The sequence below is a fragment of the Streptomyces sp. NBC_00285 genome (genome assembly GCF_036174265.1).
Taxonomy (GTDB): Bacteria; Actinomycetota; Actinomycetes; order Streptomycetales; family Streptomycetaceae; genus Streptomyces.
Genome location: NZ_CP108055.1, coordinates 474482 through 495497, shown reverse-complemented (window position 1 = coordinate 495497; position 21016 = coordinate 474482). Strand labels below are relative to the sequence as shown.

Annotated in this window: 19 protein-coding genes; 7 read left to right on the top strand and 12 right to left on the bottom strand. The window is 71.1% G+C overall.

The window, feature by feature from the left end:
- Window positions 1–203 precede the first annotated feature (203 nt).
- Window positions 204–1169, bottom strand: a complete 966-nt coding sequence (locus OHT57_RS02465; protein WP_328744171.1) for a helix-turn-helix transcriptional regulator — start codon at window positions 1167–1169, stop codon at window positions 204–206.
- Between the two features lie 92 nt (window positions 1170–1261).
- On the opposite strand from OHT57_RS02465, the gene OHT57_RS02460 reads away from it, so the two are divergent.
- The gene (locus OHT57_RS02460) at window positions 1262–1627 is read left to right on the top strand and encodes a VOC family protein (RefSeq protein ID WP_328744170.1); all 366 of its coding nucleotides are present in this window, start codon (window positions 1262–1264) and stop codon (window positions 1625–1627) included.
- Between the two features lie 285 nt (window positions 1628–1912).
- Here the strand turns inward: OHT57_RS02460 and OHT57_RS02450 are convergent, their stop codons facing one another.
- Window positions 1913–2479: a class I SAM-dependent methyltransferase gene (locus tag OHT57_RS02450; RefSeq protein ID WP_328744169.1), complete on the bottom strand. Its 567-nt coding sequence runs from the start codon at window positions 2477–2479 to the stop codon at window positions 1913–1915.
- Window positions 2480–2611: 132 nt separating this feature from the next.
- Here OHT57_RS02450 and OHT57_RS02445 point away from each other — a divergent pair, with 132 nt between their 5' ends.
- Both OHT57_RS02445 and OHT57_RS02440 read left to right on the top strand, forming a co-directional pair.
- Window positions 2612–3892, top strand: coding sequence for a sensor histidine kinase (locus OHT57_RS02445; protein ID WP_328744168.1), 1281 nt, complete (start codon window positions 2612–2614; stop codon window positions 3890–3892).
- Window positions 3889–4587, top strand: coding sequence for a response regulator transcription factor (locus OHT57_RS02440; RefSeq protein ID WP_328744167.1), 699 nt, complete (start codon window positions 3889–3891; stop codon window positions 4585–4587). The genes OHT57_RS02445 and OHT57_RS02440 overlap by 4 nt, the downstream gene beginning before the upstream one ends.
- Before the next feature lie 250 nt (window positions 4588–4837).
- Here OHT57_RS02440 and OHT57_RS02435 read toward each other — a convergent pair whose 3' ends face one another.
- The 6 genes from OHT57_RS02435 to OHT57_RS02410 all read right to left on the bottom strand — a co-directional run bounded on the left by OHT57_RS02435 (window position 4838) and on the right by OHT57_RS02410 (window position 11853).
- The gene (locus tag OHT57_RS02435) at window positions 4838–6103 is read right to left on the bottom strand and encodes an alpha/beta fold hydrolase (protein WP_328744166.1); all 1266 of its coding nucleotides are present in this window, start codon (window positions 6101–6103) and stop codon (window positions 4838–4840) included.
- A 116-nt stretch (window positions 6104–6219) separates the two neighbouring features.
- Complete coding sequence (locus tag OHT57_RS02430; RefSeq protein ID WP_328744165.1) at window positions 6220–6879, bottom strand: response regulator transcription factor; 660 nt, start codon at window positions 6877–6879, stop codon at window positions 6220–6222.
- On the bottom strand, window positions 6864–8870 hold the full coding sequence (locus OHT57_RS02425) for an ATP-binding protein (RefSeq protein WP_328744164.1): 2007 nt from the start codon (window positions 8868–8870) through the stop codon (window positions 6864–6866). Before OHT57_RS02425 ends, OHT57_RS02430 begins: the two co-directional genes overlap by 16 nt.
- Window positions 8871–9076: 206 nt before the next feature.
- Window positions 9077–9202 (bottom strand): hypothetical protein, encoded by a 126-nt coding sequence (locus OHT57_RS02420; RefSeq protein ID WP_328744163.1) that lies wholly within the window; start codon window positions 9200–9202, stop codon window positions 9077–9079.
- A 92-nt stretch (window positions 9203–9294) separates the two neighbouring features.
- The gene (locus OHT57_RS02415) at window positions 9295–10773 is read right to left on the bottom strand and encodes a hypothetical protein (RefSeq protein ID WP_328744162.1); all 1479 of its coding nucleotides are present in this window, start codon (window positions 10771–10773) and stop codon (window positions 9295–9297) included.
- A 615-nt stretch (window positions 10774–11388) separates the two neighbouring features.
- Complete coding sequence (locus tag OHT57_RS02410) at window positions 11389–11853, bottom strand: MarR family winged helix-turn-helix transcriptional regulator (RefSeq protein ID WP_328744161.1); 465 nt, start codon at window positions 11851–11853, stop codon at window positions 11389–11391.
- Window positions 11854–11954: 101 nt separating this feature from the next.
- Here OHT57_RS02410 and OHT57_RS02405 point away from each other — a divergent pair, with 101 nt between their 5' ends.
- The gene (locus OHT57_RS02405) at window positions 11955–12902 is read left to right on the top strand and encodes a quinone oxidoreductase family protein (protein ID WP_328744160.1); all 948 of its coding nucleotides are present in this window, start codon (window positions 11955–11957) and stop codon (window positions 12900–12902) included.
- Between the two features lie 183 nt (window positions 12903–13085).
- Here OHT57_RS02405 and OHT57_RS02400 read toward each other — a convergent pair whose 3' ends face one another.
- Together OHT57_RS02400 and OHT57_RS02395 are read right to left on the bottom strand one after the other, a co-directional pair.
- Entirely contained in the window at window positions 13086–13259 is a 174-nt protein-coding gene (locus OHT57_RS02400; RefSeq protein ID WP_328744159.1) for a hypothetical protein, read from the bottom strand.
- 245 nt (window positions 13260–13504) lie between these two features.
- Window positions 13505–14725: a metallophosphoesterase gene (locus OHT57_RS02395; RefSeq protein WP_328744158.1), complete on the bottom strand. Its 1221-nt coding sequence runs from the start codon at window positions 14723–14725 to the stop codon at window positions 13505–13507.
- Window positions 14726–15074: 349 nt separating this feature from the next.
- Between OHT57_RS02395 and OHT57_RS02390 the strand changes: the two genes are divergently transcribed.
- The 3 genes from OHT57_RS02390 (at window position 15075) to OHT57_RS02380 (ending at window position 18161) form a co-directional block, all read left to right on the top strand.
- Entirely contained in the window at window positions 15075–15287 is a 213-nt protein-coding gene (locus tag OHT57_RS02390) for a DUF6243 family protein (protein ID WP_328744157.1), read from the top strand.
- 463 nt (window positions 15288–15750) lie between these two features.
- Window positions 15751–16929, top strand: coding sequence for a cytochrome P450 family protein (locus tag OHT57_RS02385; protein ID WP_328744156.1), 1179 nt, complete (start codon window positions 15751–15753; stop codon window positions 16927–16929).
- 560 nt (window positions 16930–17489) lie between these two features.
- On the top strand, window positions 17490–18161 hold the full coding sequence (locus tag OHT57_RS02380; RefSeq protein WP_328744155.1) for a class I SAM-dependent methyltransferase: 672 nt from the start codon (window positions 17490–17492) through the stop codon (window positions 18159–18161).
- Between the two features lie 377 nt (window positions 18162–18538).
- On the opposite strand, the gene OHT57_RS02375 is transcribed toward OHT57_RS02380, so the two are convergent.
- A complete protein-coding gene (locus tag OHT57_RS02375) occupies window positions 18539–20185 on the bottom strand; it encodes a peptidoglycan-binding protein (RefSeq protein WP_328744154.1) in 1647 nt (548 codons plus the stop codon).
- A gap of 382 nt (window positions 20186–20567) precedes the next feature.
- Complete coding sequence (locus OHT57_RS02370; protein ID WP_328744153.1) at window positions 20568–21014, bottom strand: peptidoglycan-binding domain-containing protein; 447 nt, start codon at window positions 21012–21014, stop codon at window positions 20568–20570.
- Between the last annotated feature and the right edge of the window lie 2 nt (window positions 21015–21016).

Genomic DNA, 21016 nt, shown 5'->3' with positions numbered 1-21016 from the left:
GTTGCGCAGGCAGGCCGTCTCTTCCACCCTCGGGTTGCACCGCGCCGAGGCGTTCACCGATCCGGAGAGTCTGCCGGCGCAGCGGGTACTGCGCCTCAACGGGTTCAGCCCGTACGGCGTCGCGCACTCCTCGATCTTTCTCGACGGGCGCCGGCAGCAGAGGCGGCTGTGGGAGCGGCTCCTCGGTGACCAGATGGTGCGGATCAGGACGTTGGTGACGGCGCATAGTGATGGGCAAGATCGGTGGCGAGGTCGCGAAGGTGAGCCCTGGCTTCGGTGGGGCCGTGCACAGTGATGGCGCTCCCGAACGGCAGCAGTGCTCGCACGTCCTCCAAATGCAGGAAGCTGATTGTCACCTTGTGGCCGGTGGCGGATTCTTCATGGTCGTCCCGGACGAGCCGTAGGCCGAAGATCCGTTGCGCCCGCTCGAGCTGGCTCCGGTCGATGGTGGCGCTGACCTCTGTCGCGTGGTTGTGTTCCCACCGATCCATGAGCGCTGCGGTGACGGTGGCCAGGGTCTGGCTCTCGCGGATCCGTCGTGGCTGGTCGACTTCTTTCCACGTCGTGATCCGTTCGAGTCGGTACATCCGTGGCACTCGGGCACAGTCGGCGACGAGGTACCAGGTGCCGGCCTTGGCGAGCAGCCCGTAGGGATCCACGACCAGGTCGCGTGGACATGGCTCGCGTGGGCTGTCGTACTCGATCCGTAGCCGGCGCCCTCGCCGCACTGCGCCGATCAGCGAAGCCGGAGTCGTGCCGGAAGCTCGTGCCTGACGCCAGGGGCGGCTGTCAACGTGCACCACGTCGGTGAGCGGCAGGAGCTCATGATCTCGACGTGGCTGTGCAGCGGCGATCTTGGCGAGAGCGCGCCGGCTTTCGACCGAGGCGTTGAGCTCCGCACGTTGCTTCTCATCCAGCCCGGTGAGCGACAGATGATCACGCTCGCCCGGTGTGAGTCGCGTGAGGTCGACTCCGGATCCGGGCAGCATGGTCACGCCTCCGAGGCGGCCCCGGTGTGCGGTCACCGGCAGACCGGCGTCGCGGAGCCAGTTCAGATCTCGGGTGACGGTTCGAAGGGACACCCCGAGCGCCGAGGCGAGTTCCTGTGTGGTCACGGCTTCCCTCGAATCGAGGAGCAGCATCAGGGTGAAGAAGCGGTCCGGGGTCACACACCAATTCTTTCTGGAATTGCGCCATGATGCGGCGCATATCCTGGTCAGGCTGGTGGATGCGTACCTGTCACCTGCGAGAAAGAACAGCCATGACCACATCTGTCGTGTCCATCGTCTACGTGAACGACGCTCCCACCGCAGCTCGTTTCTACGGCGACCTCCTCGGCATGAGCCCCTCGTTCGAGACGTCGGGATACATCACCTTCGACCTCGGGCCGGGCGCTGACCTCGGTGTGTGGTCCGGCCAGTTGGAGGATCTGTCACCGGACGTCCCGCGCACCAGTGAGGTGTGCCTGGCCGTCGACGGTGGATCCGACGAGGTCAACGCGATCTTTGAACAATGGAACTCCAAGGGGGTCATGATCCTGCGCGAGCCTCATGATGCTGGGTTCGGGCTGACCTTCCTCGCCGCCGACCCGGACGGGAACCGTATCCGCGTCGCACCGCAGGGCTGAAAGGCCGCAATGCGGCAGGCGCGCACGATGGGTGGCGCGCCTGCCCTCGTCCGACGTCGAGAGGGCGACGAGTGCCCCACGCGCATGCGCCCCTGAGTATCGAGGGCCGTGGGCGGCTCGTGAAGCGGTGCCGGACACGTCCCATTGCCCACGTCGCCGCTGAGATGGGTATCTCTCGCGCATGCGCCGGCTTCATCCGGCGGCCGACCGTCGCTGCCGCCCCCGGCGTTCCCCCTTCAGCCGGTCCTGCCGCCGCGGACCTCGCTTTCGTGGTGCTCCTGGCCGTCATGTCCTCTGGGCGGCCCGGTGCACGAAGGCGGGCGGGAGGTTCGCCCACACCGCCTTCGAACGCTCCAGCCGGCCGAAGCGGCAGGCAAGTTCGGCGGTGAATCGGCGCGCGGGCGGAGTCCAGGCGGCGTGCAGATAGGCGAAGGTGGTGAACTGGCCGCCGGGTGCCAGGACTTCGGTCACGGCGTCCAGGATGTGCCCACGCCGGTCGTGAGGCATGACCGTCCACGGCAGCCCGGAGACCACCGCGTCGACGGGTCCGCCCACCGCGGCGGCCAGGTCGGCGGCCGAGCCGTGGACCACGGTCAGTCGGCTGTCGCGCCGGGTGACCGACAGCCGGGCCGCGAGCACCGGGTTGAGCTCGACGGCGACGAGCCGTGCCTCGGGTGCGAGCCGGGCCAGGATCGCGTCGGTGAACACCCCGGTCCCCGGACCGAGTTCGGCGACGAGCCGGGCTCCCTCCAGGCCGATGCCCTCGGTCATCGCGTACGCCAGCCGCCGTGAACTGGCCGCCACGGCACCGGTCATGAGGGGCCGTCTGAGGAACTCGGTGGTGATCGACATGGCGGCCATGGTGGAAGTGCCCCGGGTGGCCGCACGTCGTATCCCCGGCCGCTGTCCGTACGACTGCGGGAGGACCCGGTGACGCCCTCCAGGACGATGCCGGGGAGCGGGTCCCGGCCGTAGCGTGAGGCGGTGCAACGGTTGATGGAGACCCTGCCCCGCCTGCGGCGCGAACATCCGTGGCTGACCGACGTCCTGCTGCTCGTGCTGGTGGCCGTGCCCCCGGTGATCCGCCCGCAGCCGGGCTGGCAACCGGTCTGGGTACAGGCGGGGGTCTACGCCGCGCTGGTGCTGCCCCTGCTGTGGCGCCGCCGCCGGCCGGTCCTCGTCGCGGCCCTGGTGACGGCCGCGTTCTGGGCGCAGTACCTCGGCCAGGTGTGGGGCCAGGAACCGGGACGCGGCGCCGTCGCCCTGGCCGCGGTCCTGGCCACCCTCACGGTGCGCGGCCTGCGTAGGGCCGCAGCGGCGACGGTGGTCTGTGCCGCAGGCTGCGTTGTGCTGTGGGTTCCCGCCTGGCAACGGGACTACGGGGGTCCGGGCGCCCGCGGTGCCTGGCTCACCCCGCTCGCCGTGGGGCTCCTGCTGGCCGGGGGCTGGATGTTCGGCGAGTACGTCCGTGCCCGCCGCGCCTACATCGCCGAGTTCGAGCAACGGGCCGCGCTCGCCCAGTCGGAGCGCGTCGCCCTGGCCCGGGTCGCCGTCGCCGAGGAGCGGGCCCGCATCGCCCGCGAGATCCACGACGTCCTCGCGCACAGCGTGAGCGTGATGGTGCTGAACGCCGAGGGTGGCAGGCTGATGCGGCACGCCGACCCCACGGTCGTCGACCGCACTCTCGGCGTCATCAGCTCGACCGGCCGTGAGGCCTTGGACGAACTGCGTCGGCTGCTTGAGGTGCTGCGCACCCCCGGCACGGACGGCCCAGCCGGCGACCCCGGACCCGGCCCCGGCCCCGGAAACGGTGGTGCCGGCGAGTCCCTCTCGGCCGATCTTCGGCGGCTGGTGGGCCGCCTCAACACGAGCGGCACGCGCGCCCGGCTGGACCTTCGCGGAGAGTGTGGTGACCTTCCGGCGGATCTCACCACGCAGACCTACCGCATCGTGCAGGAGGCGCTGACCAACGTCGTCAAGCACGCGCCACCGGACGCCACGATCCGCGTACGGGTCGACACCGGCACCCAGGGGCCGGGCCGGCTGGTCCGCGTCCGGGTGGAGAACTCGGCCGGAGCCGGAAGGAAAGCAGCCCCCGAGCACCCCACTCCGCTGCTCCTCTCCGGTCACGGGCTCACCGGCATGCGCGAGCGAACCGCCCTGTACGGAGGGAGCGTCGCCGCCGGGCCCGCACCCGGCGGCGGCTACCAGGTCACCGCGACCCTTCGCCCCACCGAACCCGAGTCCGCCCCGGTGGCCCCATGACCGACGCGACCCCGGCCCCGGCTCCCGCTCCGCCTTCGTCACGGGTGCTGATCTGCGACGACCAGGAGCTGATCCGGATGGGACTGCGCATGGTCGTCGACAGCCAGCCCGACCTCACCGTGGTGGGCGAGGCCGCCGACGGGGATGCGGCGATCGCGGGCGTGGCCGCCCTGGAGCCGGACCTCGTCCTGATGGACGTACGCATGCCCGGCCTGGACGGGCTCGCCGCGACCGAACACCTCTGTGCACAGCCCCATGGACCGAGGATCCTCGTCGTCACGACCTTCGACCTTGACGAGTACGCCTACGCCGCCCTGCGTGCCGGCGCGAACGGTTTCCTCGTCAAGGACGCCCCCGCCGAGGAGATCCTGGTGACCGTCCGGGCGGTGCTGCGGGGCGACGTCATGGTGGCGCCGTCACTCACCCGGCGCCTGGTCGACCGCTTCGTCCTGCAGACCCCCGCGTCCGTGCCCGCCCAGCGCAGCCGTCTGGCCGCGCTCACCGAGCGGGAACAGGAAGTCCTTGCCCTGGTCGCGCGGGGGTTGACCAATCGTGAGATCGCCGCGCGTCTCTTCGTCGGAGAAACGACCGTCAAGACCCACCTCGGCCGCATCCTGACCAAACTCGGTCTCCGCGACCGTATCCACGCGGTGATCTTCGCCTACGAGAGCGGTCTGATCAGCACCGGGGACTGAACGGCGGCGGGCACATCGCCAGGCCGCCCCCATCGCCGTGCACTGCATACGGTGGATCCCGCGCGCCTGCCCCCGATGAGTCCAGCATCCGGCGGATGCGCTCGTACTGGGCGACCGCGGCCCGCGCCGAGGCGCTCAAAGCCCTGCCTGCCCGCGCTCTTCGAACTCCAGGACCCCGGCAGATCCTGGGGACCGACAGGCGCCGACGGCCCGCACGAAGCTCCCCCCGACTCGAGCGCCCGCTCCGGACTCAGCCGGTACCCGCCGGCAGCCGTTGGTCCAGGAGGAAGGCCCGCAGCAGTGCGGTGTAGCGGCCGGGCTGTTCGCCCGAGATGGAGTGTCCGGCTCCCTTGACGGTCACCAACTCGGAGCCCGTGAGGGTGTGTTGGTACTCGGCGGTCACGGCGGGCTTGATGAAGTCGCACTCCCCTCGCATGATCAGGGAGGGGACGCGCTGGGTGCGGAGACGGGGCCGAGGGTCGGGAAGCTGCTCGAAGTCCTTGACGGTCAGCTGGTTGCTGTAGAAGCCCTGAGGGTTGTCGTGTGCTTTGGCGGGCGGAGCGTCCTTGCACGAGGTGCTGTCCTTTCCCTGGAGGGCGACTTCGTGCATCCAGTGGTCTACCTCGCGGTCGCCGACCAGTGCGTGTGCGGCGCCGGGGTTGATCTGGAGGAGCAGGCTCGCCGCGATGATGCGGGGCGCGCTGTCCAGTCGGTCGAGCCGGGCCTTCTGCGTGGGGGAGAGGCGCTGCCAGGGTTCCCCGGCCTCGGAGCCGGGGTACTGACGGCCCCACAGCGCGCCCGGTGAGGTGAAGACCGCTTTGGCGACGTGCTCGCCGTGGGTGGCCAGGTACTGGGCGGTGAGTGATCCGCCCCAGGACTGGCCGACGAGGATGATCCGGTCGGCGCCGAGTGTGCGCCGGATCGCCTCCAGGTCGGCGACCTGGCGGGCGACGGTGTATCCGGTGACGTCTCGCAGCCGGGTGGAGCGGCCGGCGCCCAACTGGTCGTAGGAGTAGACGTCGAAGCCGTCCGCCGCGAGTTCACGGCCCCCGGTGGGGACGCCCTCACCGGGGGTGCCGGGACCGCCGTGCAGGAAGATCACCGGGGTCGGTCTGGCCCCGCCTGTCGCGGGGGCGTGGACGTAGGCGATGCGTGAACCGGTCGGCAGATTCCAGAACCGCACGCCGGGCGGGGCGGGGGCGGCCGTCGTGGTGGGCATCGGACGCAGGACGGTGACGGCAGCGAGGACGGCGACGGCCGCGGTCAGACCGACCGTGAGGAGCGCGGACGCCCGCAGGGCCGGGCGGCGGTCGAGACCGAACAGGGCGAACCCCGCCCGGCCCAGCAGTCCGCCGGTCAGAGCGCCGCAGACCAGACCGACGACGACCAGGACCGGCACGCTCGCGGTGACGAACGCCGCGGCGAGGAAACCGGCCACCGCTACGGCCGGGGTCAGCGAGAGCGCCAGGAACAGCAGGACACCGCCGGCGACCCGGCGGAGAAGTATGCGTGACATGCCTTCGAGGCTAGGAAGCCGACGCGGGCGATCCGTCCGGCTGAGGGACGGTTTCGCCGCGTGTGAGGGCCGCCCCGCGGCGGGGTGTCACCCCCACCTCACGGCGGGGTGCCCACTCACGGCTTGCTGCCGGGGCGGATCAGCCCCGTCTCGTACGCGGCGATCGTCGCCTGCACCCGGTCGCGTACGCCGAGCTTGCCGAGGAGGACGGAGACGTGGTCCTTCACGGTGGGCGCACTCACCCCCAGCACCGCTGCGATCTCCGCGTTGGACAGTCCCCGCGCGACCTGCCGCAGCACCTCCGTCTCGCGCGGGGTGAGCAGGTCGAGCCGGGCCGAGTCGAGCGGATCGGGCCCGTCCGTGAACCGGTCGAACAGCCTGCGGGTCACCGCGGGATCGAGCAGCGCGGCGCCCCCGTGGACCACCCGTACCGCGTCGATCACCCGCTCCGGCTCGGCGTCCTTGAGCAGGAAACCGGCGGCCCCGGCGCGCAGCGCGGCGAACAGGTACTCGTCGAGCCCGAAGGTGGTGAGCACCAGAACACGGGTCGCGGGGCTGCGTTCGGTGATCGCGGCGGTCGCCGCGAGACCGCCGATCCCCGGCATGCGGACATCCATCAGCGCGACGTCCGGCCGCGCCGACAGGGCGAGTTCGACCGCCGTGTCGCCGTCCGCCGCCTGCCCGACGACGCACAGGTCGGGTTCCGCGTCGAGGATGGCCGCGATCCCGGCCCGTACGACGGCCTGGTCGTCCGCGACGGTCACTCTGATCGCCATGGGAACGCCTCCGGGAGCCATACGCGTACCGCACCGCGGTCGGTCGTCGAGAGGGTACCGCCGGCGGCGTCCGCGAGGGCGTGCAGCCGCCGCTCCACCAGGGGAACGGCGGGTGCCGGGCCGGAGACCTCCACGCCGTCGGGGAGCGTGCGCACGGTGATGGTGACTCCTACGGCCATGAGCGCGGAGGCGGTCCGGTACGCGAAGACCTCCACGGCGGCGGGCAGCGGACGGCGTGCTCCGACGTACCGGACGACGGCGCCGTAGCGCGCGGCCAGCGCGGTGATCCCGGAGACGGTGGGCGGAGGGGCGTCGTCGGCGGTGTCCCCCGCGCGCAGCCCGGCCAACAGGTCACGCAGAGCGGTCAGTCCGGCGCGGGCCTCTTCCCGCACGCCCCGCAGGTCCCCGTCCTCCGCCGCGGCGACGACCGCCCGCGCGTGCCGGAGCGCCGTGTCCCGCAGCCCGGTGGCGAACAGCAGACGCTGCGCGGACACCGCCGCGTCGGCGTCCCCGTCGAGCAGGACCCGCCGCCGGGCGTCGGCGGCCCGCAGCCGCTCATGCCGCCGGGCGGTCCGGCGCCCCCACGACCAGACGGCGAGGGCGGGGAGGGCCAGCACGCCCGCCAGTACGGCCCAGCCCGCCGTACGGCTGCCGGTGATGCCGCTGCCGCTGGCCAGCGCGAGCCCGCCCACGGCGGCCACGGCGAGCGGCGCGAACAGGCCCCGGCGCCACGGCAGACGTACTCCGACGCTGTGGACGAGCGTCAGCTCGACCCACCCGTACACCAGGAAGATGTCGCTCACCGGCGGCTGGGTCCAGCCCGTCCGGTCGCAGGCCCACCACAGCAGCAGCGCCGACAGCACCGCCGCGAGTGCGCGGCCGGGCGCCCGTGAGCGCCAGGCCAGCGGCACGGCGTGCAGGCCCGACAGCACGACGGTCACCAGCGCGGGCAGCGGGCCGCCGAAGGGGGCCTCGGCCGTCAGGAGGCTCGCACCGAGCGACAGCGCGATCGCCAGGGCCACCAGCGCGTAGTCGAGCGCGGCCGTCCCACGCCACAGGGGCCACCGGCGGAGGGGAGGAACCGTCGCCGCGGGCAGCGCGGCCCGTACACGCCAGCCCGCTCTCTCACCATGAGGTCCCGCGCGGAACGTCCCACCCCTCGCGGTGACCGTGGCCGCCAGCCCCGCGAGACCCCGCCCGGTCCCGAGGCCCGGCTCGACGGCTCTGCCGCCGTCGTCCGTGACGGTGACGACGAACAGGTGATCGTCGTCGGCCCGTACGGGCTCGTCCCTGCCGTCCGTCGGCTCGATCCGGACGCGCACCGTCGCGCCCTCGGCGTACCGGGCCGCGTTGGTCAACGCCTCCCGGACGACCCGGTACGCCGCGTCCGTACTGCCCGCCGGCGCTGTGTCGACCGTGCGCCCGTAGTCCACCGAGTGCGCGGCGGCCAGCGCGTCGACCTCGGTGAAGCCGGCCGCGGTCGCGTCCAGTTCGGTGAGGCGCTCCAGTTCGCGGACTGCTTCCCGGCCCGCCTCGTCGGCGTGGCGCAGTGCGTCACCGGTCCGTTCCCGGTCGGCGAGCCTGAGCGCGGCGCCCGCGGCCACCACGATGCCGGTCAGCCGGTGCGCGGCCACGTCGTGCAACTCCGCTGCCAGCCGGTCCCGTTCGGCCAGCGCCGCGAACAGCGGGACCGCCGCCGTGCCGGCCTCGTAGTCCGCCAGCGCGGACCGGCGGGCCGACCGGTGCCGGCGTGAGCGGCCCGTCGCCCAGACGACCGCCACCACCCCACCGGCCGTCAGCGCGACCCCCGCCACATAGTGCGGCGGTTCACCGCGTACGGCGGGGATCGCGGCGACGGCCAGCGTGAGCACGACGGCTCCCGCGAGGGAGGAACCGGCGGTCCTGCGCACGGCCAGCAGATGGACCAAGACCAACGCGCAGACCGCCGCGACGAGGAAGAGGACCCACACCTGCCCCGCGAAGCCGTTCACTGCCCCACGCCGACGGCGGCCGACCGCTCGACGATCTCCATTGCCGCAGACTAACCCGGCTGTTTCGGTGGGGGTGTTGAGACGTCGTTGGTCGTCGAGCGGCGCGTGGTCGGGGTGTTGTCACCGCTTGGGCACGGCGGCGTCGCGGCGCGGTGCTGGGGTTCCCCAAGATCTCTCGGGCCGTGGGCGGGCTTGGGGCCTGCCGGTCAGCCGGCGGGACGGTGCAGTGCGGTGAGGCGGTGCAGTGCGGCGAGGGGGTGGAAGTGATCGGGCGACGCGCCCTCGGGCACCGCGTCGGTGTGGCCGTGGCTCGCGAGGCGGCCGAGGTGCACGGCGTCGCTTCTCCGGCCGAAGCCGGTAGCCGGGCGCCTTGCCCTCGGCCGTGCCGGGCAGGATCTCCGGCACGGCCGTCTCGGAGGGCTCACTACGTGTGTGCTTTGCCCTTCGTCAGCAGCCACTCCTTGTGCAGGGCGCCGAGGGGGATCTTCGTCTGGAAGATGGGTGTGCCGAATATGGAGAGCTGGAGATTCAGTGTGCCGGTGAGGTCTATGCCGCCGTACAGGGCCCAGGAGCCGGAGGCGGAGCCTGCACCGTCCGCAGAGCCCCCGGCAGTCGCGTCGGCTTCGGCGCGCAGGTACGGGGCCATGTCGGCGGTGACACCCACCATGCCGTAGAGGCCGACCGTCGCTTCGGCGCCCATCGCGGCTTTGACGTCGCCGGTGGCGGTGACCGTCGTCTTCAAGGGTTCGCCGGTCATGTGGGACTCGCTGACGCCGGTCCAGCCCTTGGCCCAGGTGAAGTTGCCGCCGACGCGGAAGTCGCCCTTGAGGTCCTGTTCGACGTCGACGGTGAGGCGGCCGTCGGCGTCCACCTGGAAGTAGCAGACGAGGTCGAGGTTGACGACGATCGGGACCGGGCCGACCTGGATCACGGGGTCGGCGTGCAGTGCGGCGAAGGGAATGCGGATCGGCGTGCCGTTGGTCGCCCCGGCCGCGCGGCTCTTCAGCTGCCACTGGGAGGCCCACTCGCCGGTCAGGCCCAGGAACGCGCCGCCGGGCGAGGAGCCGGTGCCGGAGCCGTCGTACGAGAAGGCGACCTCGGGGGCGAGCTGGACGAAGCCCTCGACCGACGCGGCGGCCGAAGCGGGGGCGCCCGGCGCGGTCTCCACGGCGGCGCCCACGTCGATGCGCAGGCTGCCGAGCGGGAGCTTCGCACCCTCGGGGCCGAAGCTGAGGTCGCCGGTTTTGGCCCAGGAGACCTTCACGCCCTGGACGAGCGGGTCGACCTTCAGGGTGGACGGGTCGACGGGGACCGTACCGTCCGCTTCGCTCTTGCCCAGGACGGAGTTGAGCTTGGCGGGTTCCGTCTCGACCGTCGTACCGCCGTCCGCCGCGGTGTCGACGATCTCCGTCACCTTGGCCAGCACGCCGTCGGGGGCGCCGGGGGCCGGGGCGCTGGCGATGACGTCGCCGACGGCCACGGCGGCCTTGGGCTTCACGGCTCCGGAGCTTGTGCCCTGGGGCGTGGCGGTGTCGTCCGGAGCGGGGCTGGTCGTCTCTGACGGGGTAGCCGACGGTTCGGCGCGGGAGCCGGACGGCGGTGCCGCTATGACGGCCCGGCCGCTCTTCTTGTCGTAGGAGGCGACCTTCAGGGCGGATTTCTTTGCCTTGCCCTGGCCGACGGTGTTCGTGTCGGCCACCGCGGTGGGGGTGGCGCCGCCGGTCGGGGCGGAGGCGACCGCGAGGTGTTCCTCGGCCGCGCCGGGCGCGGGGGTCTCGGCCGTCGAGGCGGCTGCCTTGTCGGCGGTTGCGGGGGAGTGGGTGGAGCAGCCGGTGGCCAGCAGGGTCGCGACGGTGATCGTCGAGAGTGCCGATATCAGGGCATGTCTTCTGAGCTTGTGCACGCGTGAGTCCTCGGGAGGGGTGATCAGGAGGGTGCGCTTCAGGAAGGGATGGCAGAGCGTGTTGGAGTGGGCGCCATGACGACATGCAGGGAGCAGGCGCGCGTCGTGAGGTGGCACCTGGTGGTGGGGGTTGGCCGGACGGCACAGCTGTCCTCATGACAGCGCGCACATGGAAGCTACTTCCCAGTAGCCATGCATGAGCATGCCAGGCCTGGCCCGCGCCATGGACCACTTCACGCGCGACTGCATGGTGACGTGGATCACATTCGATGATGTGGCAACTCTCTTTCAGGGAAAGGGAGTTGGGGACTCGTCCACGCCAGGTGCAAGCGCTGTGACCGGACCGGGCGGACGTCGTGGCCCGTGTCCTCGACAGCGGCCCTGGTGCCCGCGGCTCAGGCGGTCGACCTCCTGGCGGCGCCTGGGGCCGTCACGGTCGGGTCTGTGCACTCTCCGGCCTGCTTTCGTGGCCGCAGGTCATCTTCCTCGGCCGGTGACGCTGGACGGCTGACAGTGTCACGGACACGGCAGGACAGCCAGGCGTCGCGGCCGGGGCGGCTGAATCCGGGTGGGTATGCAGTGATGGGGCTCTGTGCGTGTGAAGCCGCAGAGGGCTCAGGCGACGGGCGGGACGGTCGCGTGGCGCGTCTGCTGGACCAGTACGGTGGTGGCCCTCTCCAGGAGTTCGCAGAGTGCGGCGTGTTCGGAGGGGGTGAACGCGTCGGTGAGTGTGCGCTCAAGGATGACCACCTCCTGGTAGGCGCGGTCCAGGAGTGCCCGGCCCTGGTCCGTGAGGGTGGCGATCTGCACCTTGGCATGCACCGGGGACGTCTGGCGGTGGATGAGTTCCTTGGTCTCCACGTTGGTGAGCACGCTGCTCATGCTCTGCTGGGTCACCCCGCAGGAGCGGGCCAGTTGGGAGCCGGACATGCCGCCCTCGCGCGAGAGGGCCAGCAGCACCGTGTACTGGGTCATGGTCAGGCCGTAGGTGCGCAACACCGCCTCGTGGTGCGCCATCAGCGCCTGTTCGGACCGCCTGATCCGCGTGCAGAGGTCATGTTCGACCGGGGCTTCCGCCATGTACCACCACTCCATTGACAGGACTATGGGTTGACTCAGGGACCTTATATACCTACCGTCTCGACAGTAAGGATACTGAGTCAACGCAAGGGGCTGTAACTGTGAGGGCTGTCCTTCTCGACGCCGAAAACCACTACCGCATCACAGAACTCGACGAGCCCTCGCCCGGTCCCGGTCAGGTGGCGATCCGCGTCGCCTACGCGGGGGTCCAGTGGGGCGACACCATGGTCCGGGACGGCCACTTCCCCGTGCCGCGTCCCTTCGTGCCCGGCTTCGAGGCAGCCGGACACATCGTCGCGGTCGGCGATGACATCGACCCGAGCCGTATCGGTGAACCCGTCGCCGGGCTGACCACCGCAGGCGCCTTCGCCGAAGTGGTCGTGGCACCCGCCGCACTCACGCCGGCCATCGGCGACGTGCCGCTACGGACGGCAGCAGGCCTCGGCTGGGGCGCGCCGACCGCCTACGACCTGATCAACACCGCCTCGCGTGTACGACCCGGCGAGAGCGTGCTGGTCCACGCCGCCGCCGGGTCGGTGGGCACCCTGGCCGCCCAGTTCGCCCGGCTGGCCGGCGCCGGTCGAGTCGTCGGAGTGGCAGGCAGCACCGCCAGGGCCGACTACGCCGCCCAGTTCGGATACGACCGGGTCCTGCTGCGCGAGGAGTTCGTGGCAGAACTCGGCGACGAGAAGTTCGACGTGATCCTCGACCCGGTCGGCGGCTCGACCCGGCACGCCGGCCTTGAACAGCTCGCAGCACACGGCCGACTGGTGGCGTACGGCAACCTCAGCACCTACGAACCAGTCCTGGCCAACACCAACGACCTCCTCATGCAGGGGAAATCCCTCATGACCTACAACGGCAACCTGCTCAGCCGGACCCGTCCAGAGCAACTCGCCGACAGCGCCCGCCGCGCACTCGACCTTGTCGCCGACGGCCACGTGCGCGTGGACATCACCGCCGAATACGACCTCACAGACCTGGCCGGAGCCGTACAACGGCTCGCCGACGGTTCCACGCACGGCAAGAGCATCCTCCGGGTCGCCTGAAACACACAGAGCCTCGACCACGAGGCAGCCCCGACCTCTCACACATCCCGCCAGAGGGGGACTACGCCCAACGCGGGAGCGACCCCCTACGGCCTTCCACCAGCACTGGACACGGGCCAAGGGCACTGCCCCGGCTGCAAGTGCCCGGCGCAGCCACCTCCATCACGCCGACCCCCGAAGGACTTACGGCCCCTCAGCCTCGGGCTCAGGCGTGGCCCTCAGATAGCGACCCCAGATCTGAGCCCTGCGATAGGGGCCGTCCCCGTCGCTGTCGCGCTGCGGTGTGTCGAAGGCGACCCAGTACAGCAACTCGCCCTGGAACGCCCGGGCATGCCTGTTGGGCTCGGGTGCGCTCATCGCGTCGATCGTTCCAGCGAACTCGACCTGCCAAGGACCGTCCCAGTCTTGAGCGCGAACGACTGTGACCCGACTGCCCGGTGCCAGTGCTCCTGGCCGCCATCTCTGGCTCAAGGGACGGCCGAGGATGTGCTCGACCGCCTGGCGGTCGTCCACGTCTGCGGGAACAGGGCCAGAACTGTCTGTCATGCCGCTCACCATGCCCCACCCGCCTCGGGGACCGCCAAAGACAAAGAAGGGAAGGCTTACGGCGAGGTGGACCGGTGCGGGGAGCGAAGGACGAGCAGGGTGATCTCGCTGGGGGCGAAGACGCGGAACGGCGGGCCCCAGAAGCCGGTGCCGCGGCTGGTGTACAGGAGGGTGCGGGGGCCGTGGTGGCTGAGGCCGGCGACGGCGGGTTGGTCGAGGCGGACCAGGTGGTGGAAGGGCCAGATCTGGCCGCCGTGGGTGTGGCCGGAGAGCTGGAGGTCGATGCCGGCGGCTGCCGCCCGATCGACGAACTTGGGCTGGTGGGCCAGGAGCAGAACAGGCAGGTCGGGGTCAGCGCCGTCCAGGGCTCCGGCGAGGTGGGCGCGGTGGCCCGCCAGGCCGGAGGACTCGGCGGTGACGTCGTCCACCCCGGCGACGACGAGGGTGTCGCCGCCGCGTTCGAGCAGCAGATGGCGGTTGCGCAGCGGCTCCCAGCCCAGCTCGTCCATCAGGTCGACCCAGCCCTGGGCCTCGCTGTAGTACTCGTGGTTGCCGGTGACGTATACACGGGCCCGGCTGGCCTGCACGGTGGCGAGCGGGGCGGCCTGGGCGCGGCGGCGTTCGGCCGTGCCGTCCGCGATGTCACCGGTGTGGCAGACCAGGTCGGCTTCCAGAGCGTTCACCGTCTCGCACACCCGCGCCGACCAGCGAGCGCGATCGAGTGGGCCGTAGTGGGTGTCGGTGATGAGGGCGACGCGGAGGCCGTCCAAGCCGGCACCCAGTCGCGGGAGGTGCACGTCGAGTCGGCGCACGCGGGGCACGCGGCGGGCCTCGGCGTACCCCCAGGCGAGCAGTACGGCGGTGACGCCGAGGACGGCCCAGGTGACGACGCGGGCCCGGTCCTGGTCGTCACCGGCGCCGGCCACGGTCAGGGCTACCCGCAAGAGGACGCCGATCAGAACGGACCACGTGAAGAGAATCCAGCCGGCGCCCAGCAGAGTGTCACCGATGATCGCCGCCCGGTCCTGCTGGCGCCGGCCGTGGCCGCGCATCATCGCCAACGGCATACCGACCAGACCGAGGGCGAACAGCGCGGTACCGACCAGCGTGACGGGAAGCGGCCAGTGCTGGCCGGTGTGCAGGAGCACCACGTAGGGCACGACCCACAGGAGAACGGGGGCGATCAAGGGGAGGTAGCGCATCAAGCGGTGCAGCCGGCTCGGCCGCGGTGCTGCCGCCTCACCCTCGGCGGGCCGGGTGTTGTTGGTGTCGGTCACGCTTGCCCTCCCTGACCAGGCTGCCGTCTCGCGCACTGTATCCGGTCCCTCTCGGGGCAGCCGGACGGGCGTTCACAAGCGCGGCCCCGGATTGGCGCCGCAGAGCCCCCGCCGGCTCTGGAACGAAGCGGCTGACCCCGGGCCCTCGCCGTAAGCCCGGCCGATGCCGCGACGGCGAAAAACTTGGTGTGCGGCGCCGACGGAACCGGGTAACGTCTTGGGCATGTTCTTCCAGACGCCGATTTACGAGTGAGAGCGTGACGGGTCCCCGCTGACGTCCTTGGATGTCGCCGCGCCCGTCCCCCATCGATGAATCCGTAGATCACTTCACATCATTCCGGGAGAACCCGTGAGCAAGAACATCAACAACCCCGTGGGCATGGGCGGCGGCCAGCGCAAGAAGCTGTCCCGCGCCGAACGGCAGAACAACGGTCCGCACCGCAACCTCGACCGCCAGAGCGCCGCCGATCAGAAGGCGGAGCTGGTACGCAAGATGCGCGAGAAGACGGGCGCGGCCGAGGATGCCGAGCCGCAGACGGGCGACGACACCGCACAGAGCTGACGCGCCGCCGCCGCAGGGCGGCACCGCACGGAGCAGGGCCCGGACCGCGACGCGACGACGCGAGGTCCGGGCCCTGCTGCCGTAGCGGGTGCGGCCGGCCCCGACCGACTGCCGGCTGAGCACCCGCGTCTCAGCCGACCGCCGCCCAATGAAGACCTGGCGTATATCCCGCAGATCCCCGTGCATCCCGTATCGGGTGAGATCGATCGCTGGTGCCGTCCTCACCCGGGAGCAGCAACGCCGAGAGGGCTCCCTCCCTCAGCGCCCCTCGCTGGTCCTGGCGCGTGCCGAGCAGATCGGCGACTCACCTTGGCCCGCGGGTCGCCTGTCGTCCGGTGGTGGCCGTCTTCCAATGGCTTCCCCGGAGGTACGCCGTGGTTCCTCCAGGTAACTGACGTCCATGCGCGCGGTGTTGCGCGTGTCGCCGACGACGGTGAGCTGGAGTTCGTTGGAGTCTGGCAGCATGACCGACCCGACTCAGGACCCCCGCTTCCTCCAGGACCCGTACCCCACCTTTGCGGCCATGCGGTCCATATGCCCGGTGCAGTCCATGCCCACGGAGTCGGGCGGGCGCCCCAGCTACCTGGTCACCGGCTACGCGGAAGCCAGGGAAGCCCTCTGCGACCCTCGGCTCTCCAAGGACACGGCCGTCTTTTTCGCGGGCAAGGAGTCACGGCGTCGTCTGCACCCCGCGGTGGCGCGCACCATGCTGGCCAGCGACCCGCCCCGGCATACCCGGCTGCGCAAGCTGGTGACCAAGGCGTTCACGACCGGGGCCGTTGCGCAGCTGCGTCCGTTCATCTCGCAGGTCACCGAGGACCTGCTGGACCGATGGCCGGTCGGTGAGCGGTTCGACTTCGTGGCAGCCCTGGCGGTACCGCTGCCGGTCATCGTGATCTGTCAGCTGCTCGGAGTCCCGCAGGGAGATCGCCCCGACGTCCAGCGCTGGTCCGCAGAATTGTTCGCGGCGGGCAGGCCCGGCATCATCGACGCGGCCTCGCATTCCATGGCCGACTACATGGCGGGCCTCGTCGCCGCCAAGCGTCTGGACCCCGGTGACAGTCTCCTCGACCGGCTCATCGCGGCTCGCGACGGAGCAGAGTGTCTGAGCGAGGAGGAACTGGTCTCCCTGGCGGTGCTGCTGCTCGTGGCCGGACACGAGACCACCACCAACTTCCTCGGCAACGCCGTCCTGGCATTGCTGCAGCGCCCTGCCGAGCTCGATCGCCTTCGGGAAAATCCGGACGACGTCCCGGGCGCGCTGGACGAGTTGCTCCGGTTCGATTCCCCCGTCAGTACAGCCACCTTCCGGTTCACGACGGAGGCGGTCACGCTCGGCGGCGTCGGCATTCCCGCCGGGGCCCCGGTACTGGTCGCTCTTGGCGCGGCCAACCGTGACCCTGCGCGGTTTCCGGCGCCGGACCTGCTCGACCTCGACAGGGACGCCGCTGCTCATCTCGCTTTCGGCCACGGCATCCACCGCTGTGTCGGCGCACCTCTGGCCAGGGCCGAGGCGGAGATCGCCCTGCGAGCGGTACTGACTCGGTTCCCTGGCATCCGGCTTGCCGCACCGTCTGATCGACTGGACTGGCGGCGCACCCGGCTGGTTCGCGGCCTGGCGGCGCTGCCTGTGACGGTGTAGCTGTTCGGTGCACGGGAGTTGCGTCTCTGCACGCCTGGCGAGCAGGACTCCGCCTGGCGCGGGATCTTGGGGGGTGTCCGCGGTTGTGGCGCCGATATTCGGGCGCCATTCGTACATCGTGCAGTTCGCGCGCCCACAGCCGGCTGGAGACGCAACGTCCGCACCTCCCGGACCAGCCCTGGGAGGTGACGGGTTCACGAGTGGGCTCTGTCTGCTTCCCACCGGTTTCAGCGGCACCATGTGCCTGTGATCCCAGATGCGTGGCCCGTTCCGGACCGCCAGGCGCCGCGAGCGGGTCGCGCCGGATCGGGGCCCACTTCTGCCGCGACTCCGGTCGCACGACCACACCCGCGATCAGCGGGCCGACAGCCACATGATCGACAGTCTTTGCAGGAGCCGGTCAGACCGACAGCCGGGGGAGGCCCGTCTTCGGTCCCCAGGGGCTCTGTTGTTTGCCGGTTCGGCAACTTTGCGTGCGGATCGGGACAGGTCCGAGCACCATCGACAACGCGCCCAACGAGGCGGCGCGGCGCAGCATCACGAGCAGCGGGAGGCATCCGGTGTCAGGACACCACGAGCATGGCCGAAGCGGCGAGCACGACGAGCAGGCGGCCGCCGCGATGTTCGAGCCGGCGGCTTGGGACGAGCGGTACGCGGGGCAGGAGCGGTTCTGGAGCGGCGAGCCCAATCCGCAACTTGTCGCCGCCGCCGGGAAAGTCGCCCCTGGCACGGCGCTGGACGTCGGTTGCGGCGAGGGGGGCGACGTGGCCTGGCTGGCCGGGCAGGGCTGGCGCGTGACCGGCGCCGATTTCTCGGCCGAGGGTCTGGCCCGTGCCGCCCGCCATACCGAGCAGGCAGGCTTGGCCGACCTGGTCGACTGGTGGCAGGTCGACGCCAGGACCTTCGATGCCGGCGACCGGTCCTACGAGCTGGTCACCAGCCACTATCTGCACGCCCCGGACGGCGGCATGGTCGACGTGACCCGCCGCCTGGCCGCGGCCGTTGCCCCCGGCGGGTTGCTCCTGGTGGTCGGGCATGCGCCGTCCCACGAGTTCACGCAACTCTCCGAGAGCCACCGCAAGGCGATGTTCCTGGCCGCGGAACTCCTTCCCGGCCTGCCGGACGACTTCGAGCCCGTCCTCGTGGAGCAGCGCACTCGCACGCTCACACGGGACACCGGGCCGGTCGAGGCCGAGGATTCGGTCCTGCTGGCCCGCCGGGCGGAGCGCTGATCACTCACTGAGGCATTGCGGCGCGGTCATTGATCGAGTGCCGTCGGGGGAGGTGTTCGGGGCTTCAACTCAAAGGTTCAGAACCGGCGTTGACGCGGTGTTCCGGCGGGTTCGGTCGCCGGTGGCCGCCAAGTGGGAGGAGGGAACGCGGGACAGGGAGCGTGCCGTTGAGGCCCAGGCGGCAGTCTGCCACTCTGGCCCTCCTGGCCCTCCTGGCCCTCCTGGCCCTCCTGGTCCTCCTGGTCCGTCGGTCAGAAGCCCGGCCGGGGACTGTCGTACGACTTCTCTGCGCGCCCGCCGAAGCGGTCGGCGGTGCCGGAGTCCTGGGGAGGTCGCTGTGCGCGAGCTCGGCCTGCCGAGGACCCCGGCGGTTCGGCTCAGCGGACGCGGATGAAGACCACGTCGTAACCGCTGTTCGTGGCACGGGACTTGACGTAGACGCCGTCGCTGCCGCCGTTGGGATTGCTCGTGTTGCCCTCGACGGTGGTGAAGGACGACCCCCCGGACACCGTCCGCACGATGCCTATGTGCTCGTGGCCGCCGGTGAAGTCGCTTCCACCGTCCCAGTCGAAGGCCACGATGTCACCCGGCTGGGGGGCGGTGGTCACGGAGAGGTGGTAGTTGCCGGCCCGCGCCTGCTTGACCCAGCCGGAGACATAGGTGTTGCGGTAGGACGTGGCTCCGGTCTGCTTGGCCACCCAGCTCACGAAGGTCGCGCACCAGGCGTAGTTGCTGGTGGACAGCGAGAGACCCACGGCCGAGCCGTAGCTGTTCGCGCGGGCGCTGCCCTCGACCGTGCCGGCCTCGGCCGCCGCCACGTCGAGGATCTTGGCGTAACCGCCGCCGGGCGGCGGCGACGACGGCGGGGTGACCGCTCCGTACAGGGCGGCCTTCGTGTTCGGCCCCGCATGGCCGTCGACCGAGAGGCCCTTCTCCGACTGGAAGTCCCTGACGGCACTGTCGGTGAGCGCACCGAAGTCGCCGTCGACGGCGAGATCGGCACCATGGTGGTTGAGCAGGCTCTGCAACTCGGTGACACAGCCGCTGCGTTGGCCCTGCACGATCTCGTTCGGGCAGGAGGCGGAGTTCAGGTTGATCGGCGCGGGCGCGCCGTTGCCGCCGCCACCGCCGATGTTCGAGTACAGGGCGGCCTTGGTGTTCGGACCGACCTCGCCGTCGGCGGAGAGGCCGCTCGCGGACTGGAACGCCTTCACGGCCGCCAGGGTCTGCGGGCCGAAACTGCCGTCGACGTCGAGGCTGTGCCCCTTGCCGTTCAGCAGGGACTGCAGCGTGGCGACGCAACCCCCGCTCTGCCCCTCCACGATGTTCGCCGGGCAGGACGCCGACCGCAGGTCCAGGCCCGTCGACGGCGACTCGTCGGTGTCGTACAGCTCCCGCTTGGTGTTCGAGCCGACCTGCCCGTCGACCGTGAGGCCGTGGGCGGACTGGAAGCTGCGGACGGCACTCGCGGTCCCGGCGCCGAAGTCGCCGTCCACGTCGACCGTGTAGCCGTGGTGGATGAGCAGCCGCTGGAGTTCGGTGACGCATCCGCCCTTGGCGCCCTGGACGATGTTCGCGGGGCACGAGGAGGAGTTGAGATTGACGGGGGCGGGCGCCGAGCCGCCGGTCGCGTACAGCTTGCTCTTGGTCGCGGGGCCCACCCGCCCGTCGACCGCGATCGCTGTGGCGGCCTGGTACTCACGCACCGCGTAGAGCGTGGCCGACCCGAACTGTCCGTCCACCGAAAGACCGGCGCCGTGCGCGTTGAGCAAGTTCTGCAACTCGGTGACACAGCCGCTCGCCTGGCCCTGCACGATCTCGCCGGGGCAGGACGCGGACGTCAGCTTGATCGGGGCCGGTGCCGCCGACGCCGGGCCGGCACCGAGCATGATGCCGGCCGAGACCATCGCTGCGGTGGCGGCGAATGTCCCGACGCGGATCCGCCAGCCCGTCCCGGGGCGGTGCGCGGTCCCGTGCGGTGGGTTTTCGTCTTGGGCGCGAACGAGCAATGCGAGTCTTCCCATGGCGGCGAGGTTCTCCTTCTCGAGATGAGCGTGGGGCGTGGCAGGGGGAGACGCCGAGGAACCGCGACTCTCGGCACGCCGCTGTGCAACAGGTGCTGGGAACCGGTGCGCACCGGGGAGCCGGACACACATCCGCGGCCCGTCCTTGCCGGGCAAGGACGGGCCGCGGTCGGTCACCCGGCGAGCAGCCCGGTCGTTCGGCGAGCAGCGCGGACAGACAGGTCGTACCGGGCAGGCAGCGCGTACCGGTCGGGCAGCGCGTACCGGTCAGGCGGCTCCACCGTCTTGACCGGGCTGACCGTCTTGATCGGGTTGATCGGGTTGATCGGGTTGATCGAGTCATTCGTTGGGCTGGGTCGCCCGGTGGTGCTGGGTGTGGCTGTCAGGCGGCGAAGCGCTTGAACGCCGCCCGGGTGCCCGGACCCGCGATGCCGTCGATGTCGCCGGTGTAGCCGTAGTCGTCCTTCAGCAGACGCTGCAGCGCCTTGATGGTGTTGGGGCCCGGGTCTCCGTCGATGTCACCGGTGTAGCCCCAGTACTTCGCGAGGCAGCGCTGGAAGGCCTTCCAGCTGTTGGTGCCCAGCTGACCGTCGTTGGCGCCCGTGTAGCCCCAGTAGTCCGCGAGGAAGTCCTGGACGTTCTTGGCCTCGGCCGTGGTCAGACCGAAGTTCTGCGTCGCGGCCACGGCGGCGGGCTGGGCGACCGCCGCCGTCTGCGCGGTGCTCGCGGTCGCCGCGAAACTGGTGCCCGCGGTCGCCACACTGCCGGCGGCGAGGCCGACGCCGGCGATGACGCCGGCGATGGTCCTGCCCAGAGCGTTCGGTCGCATGT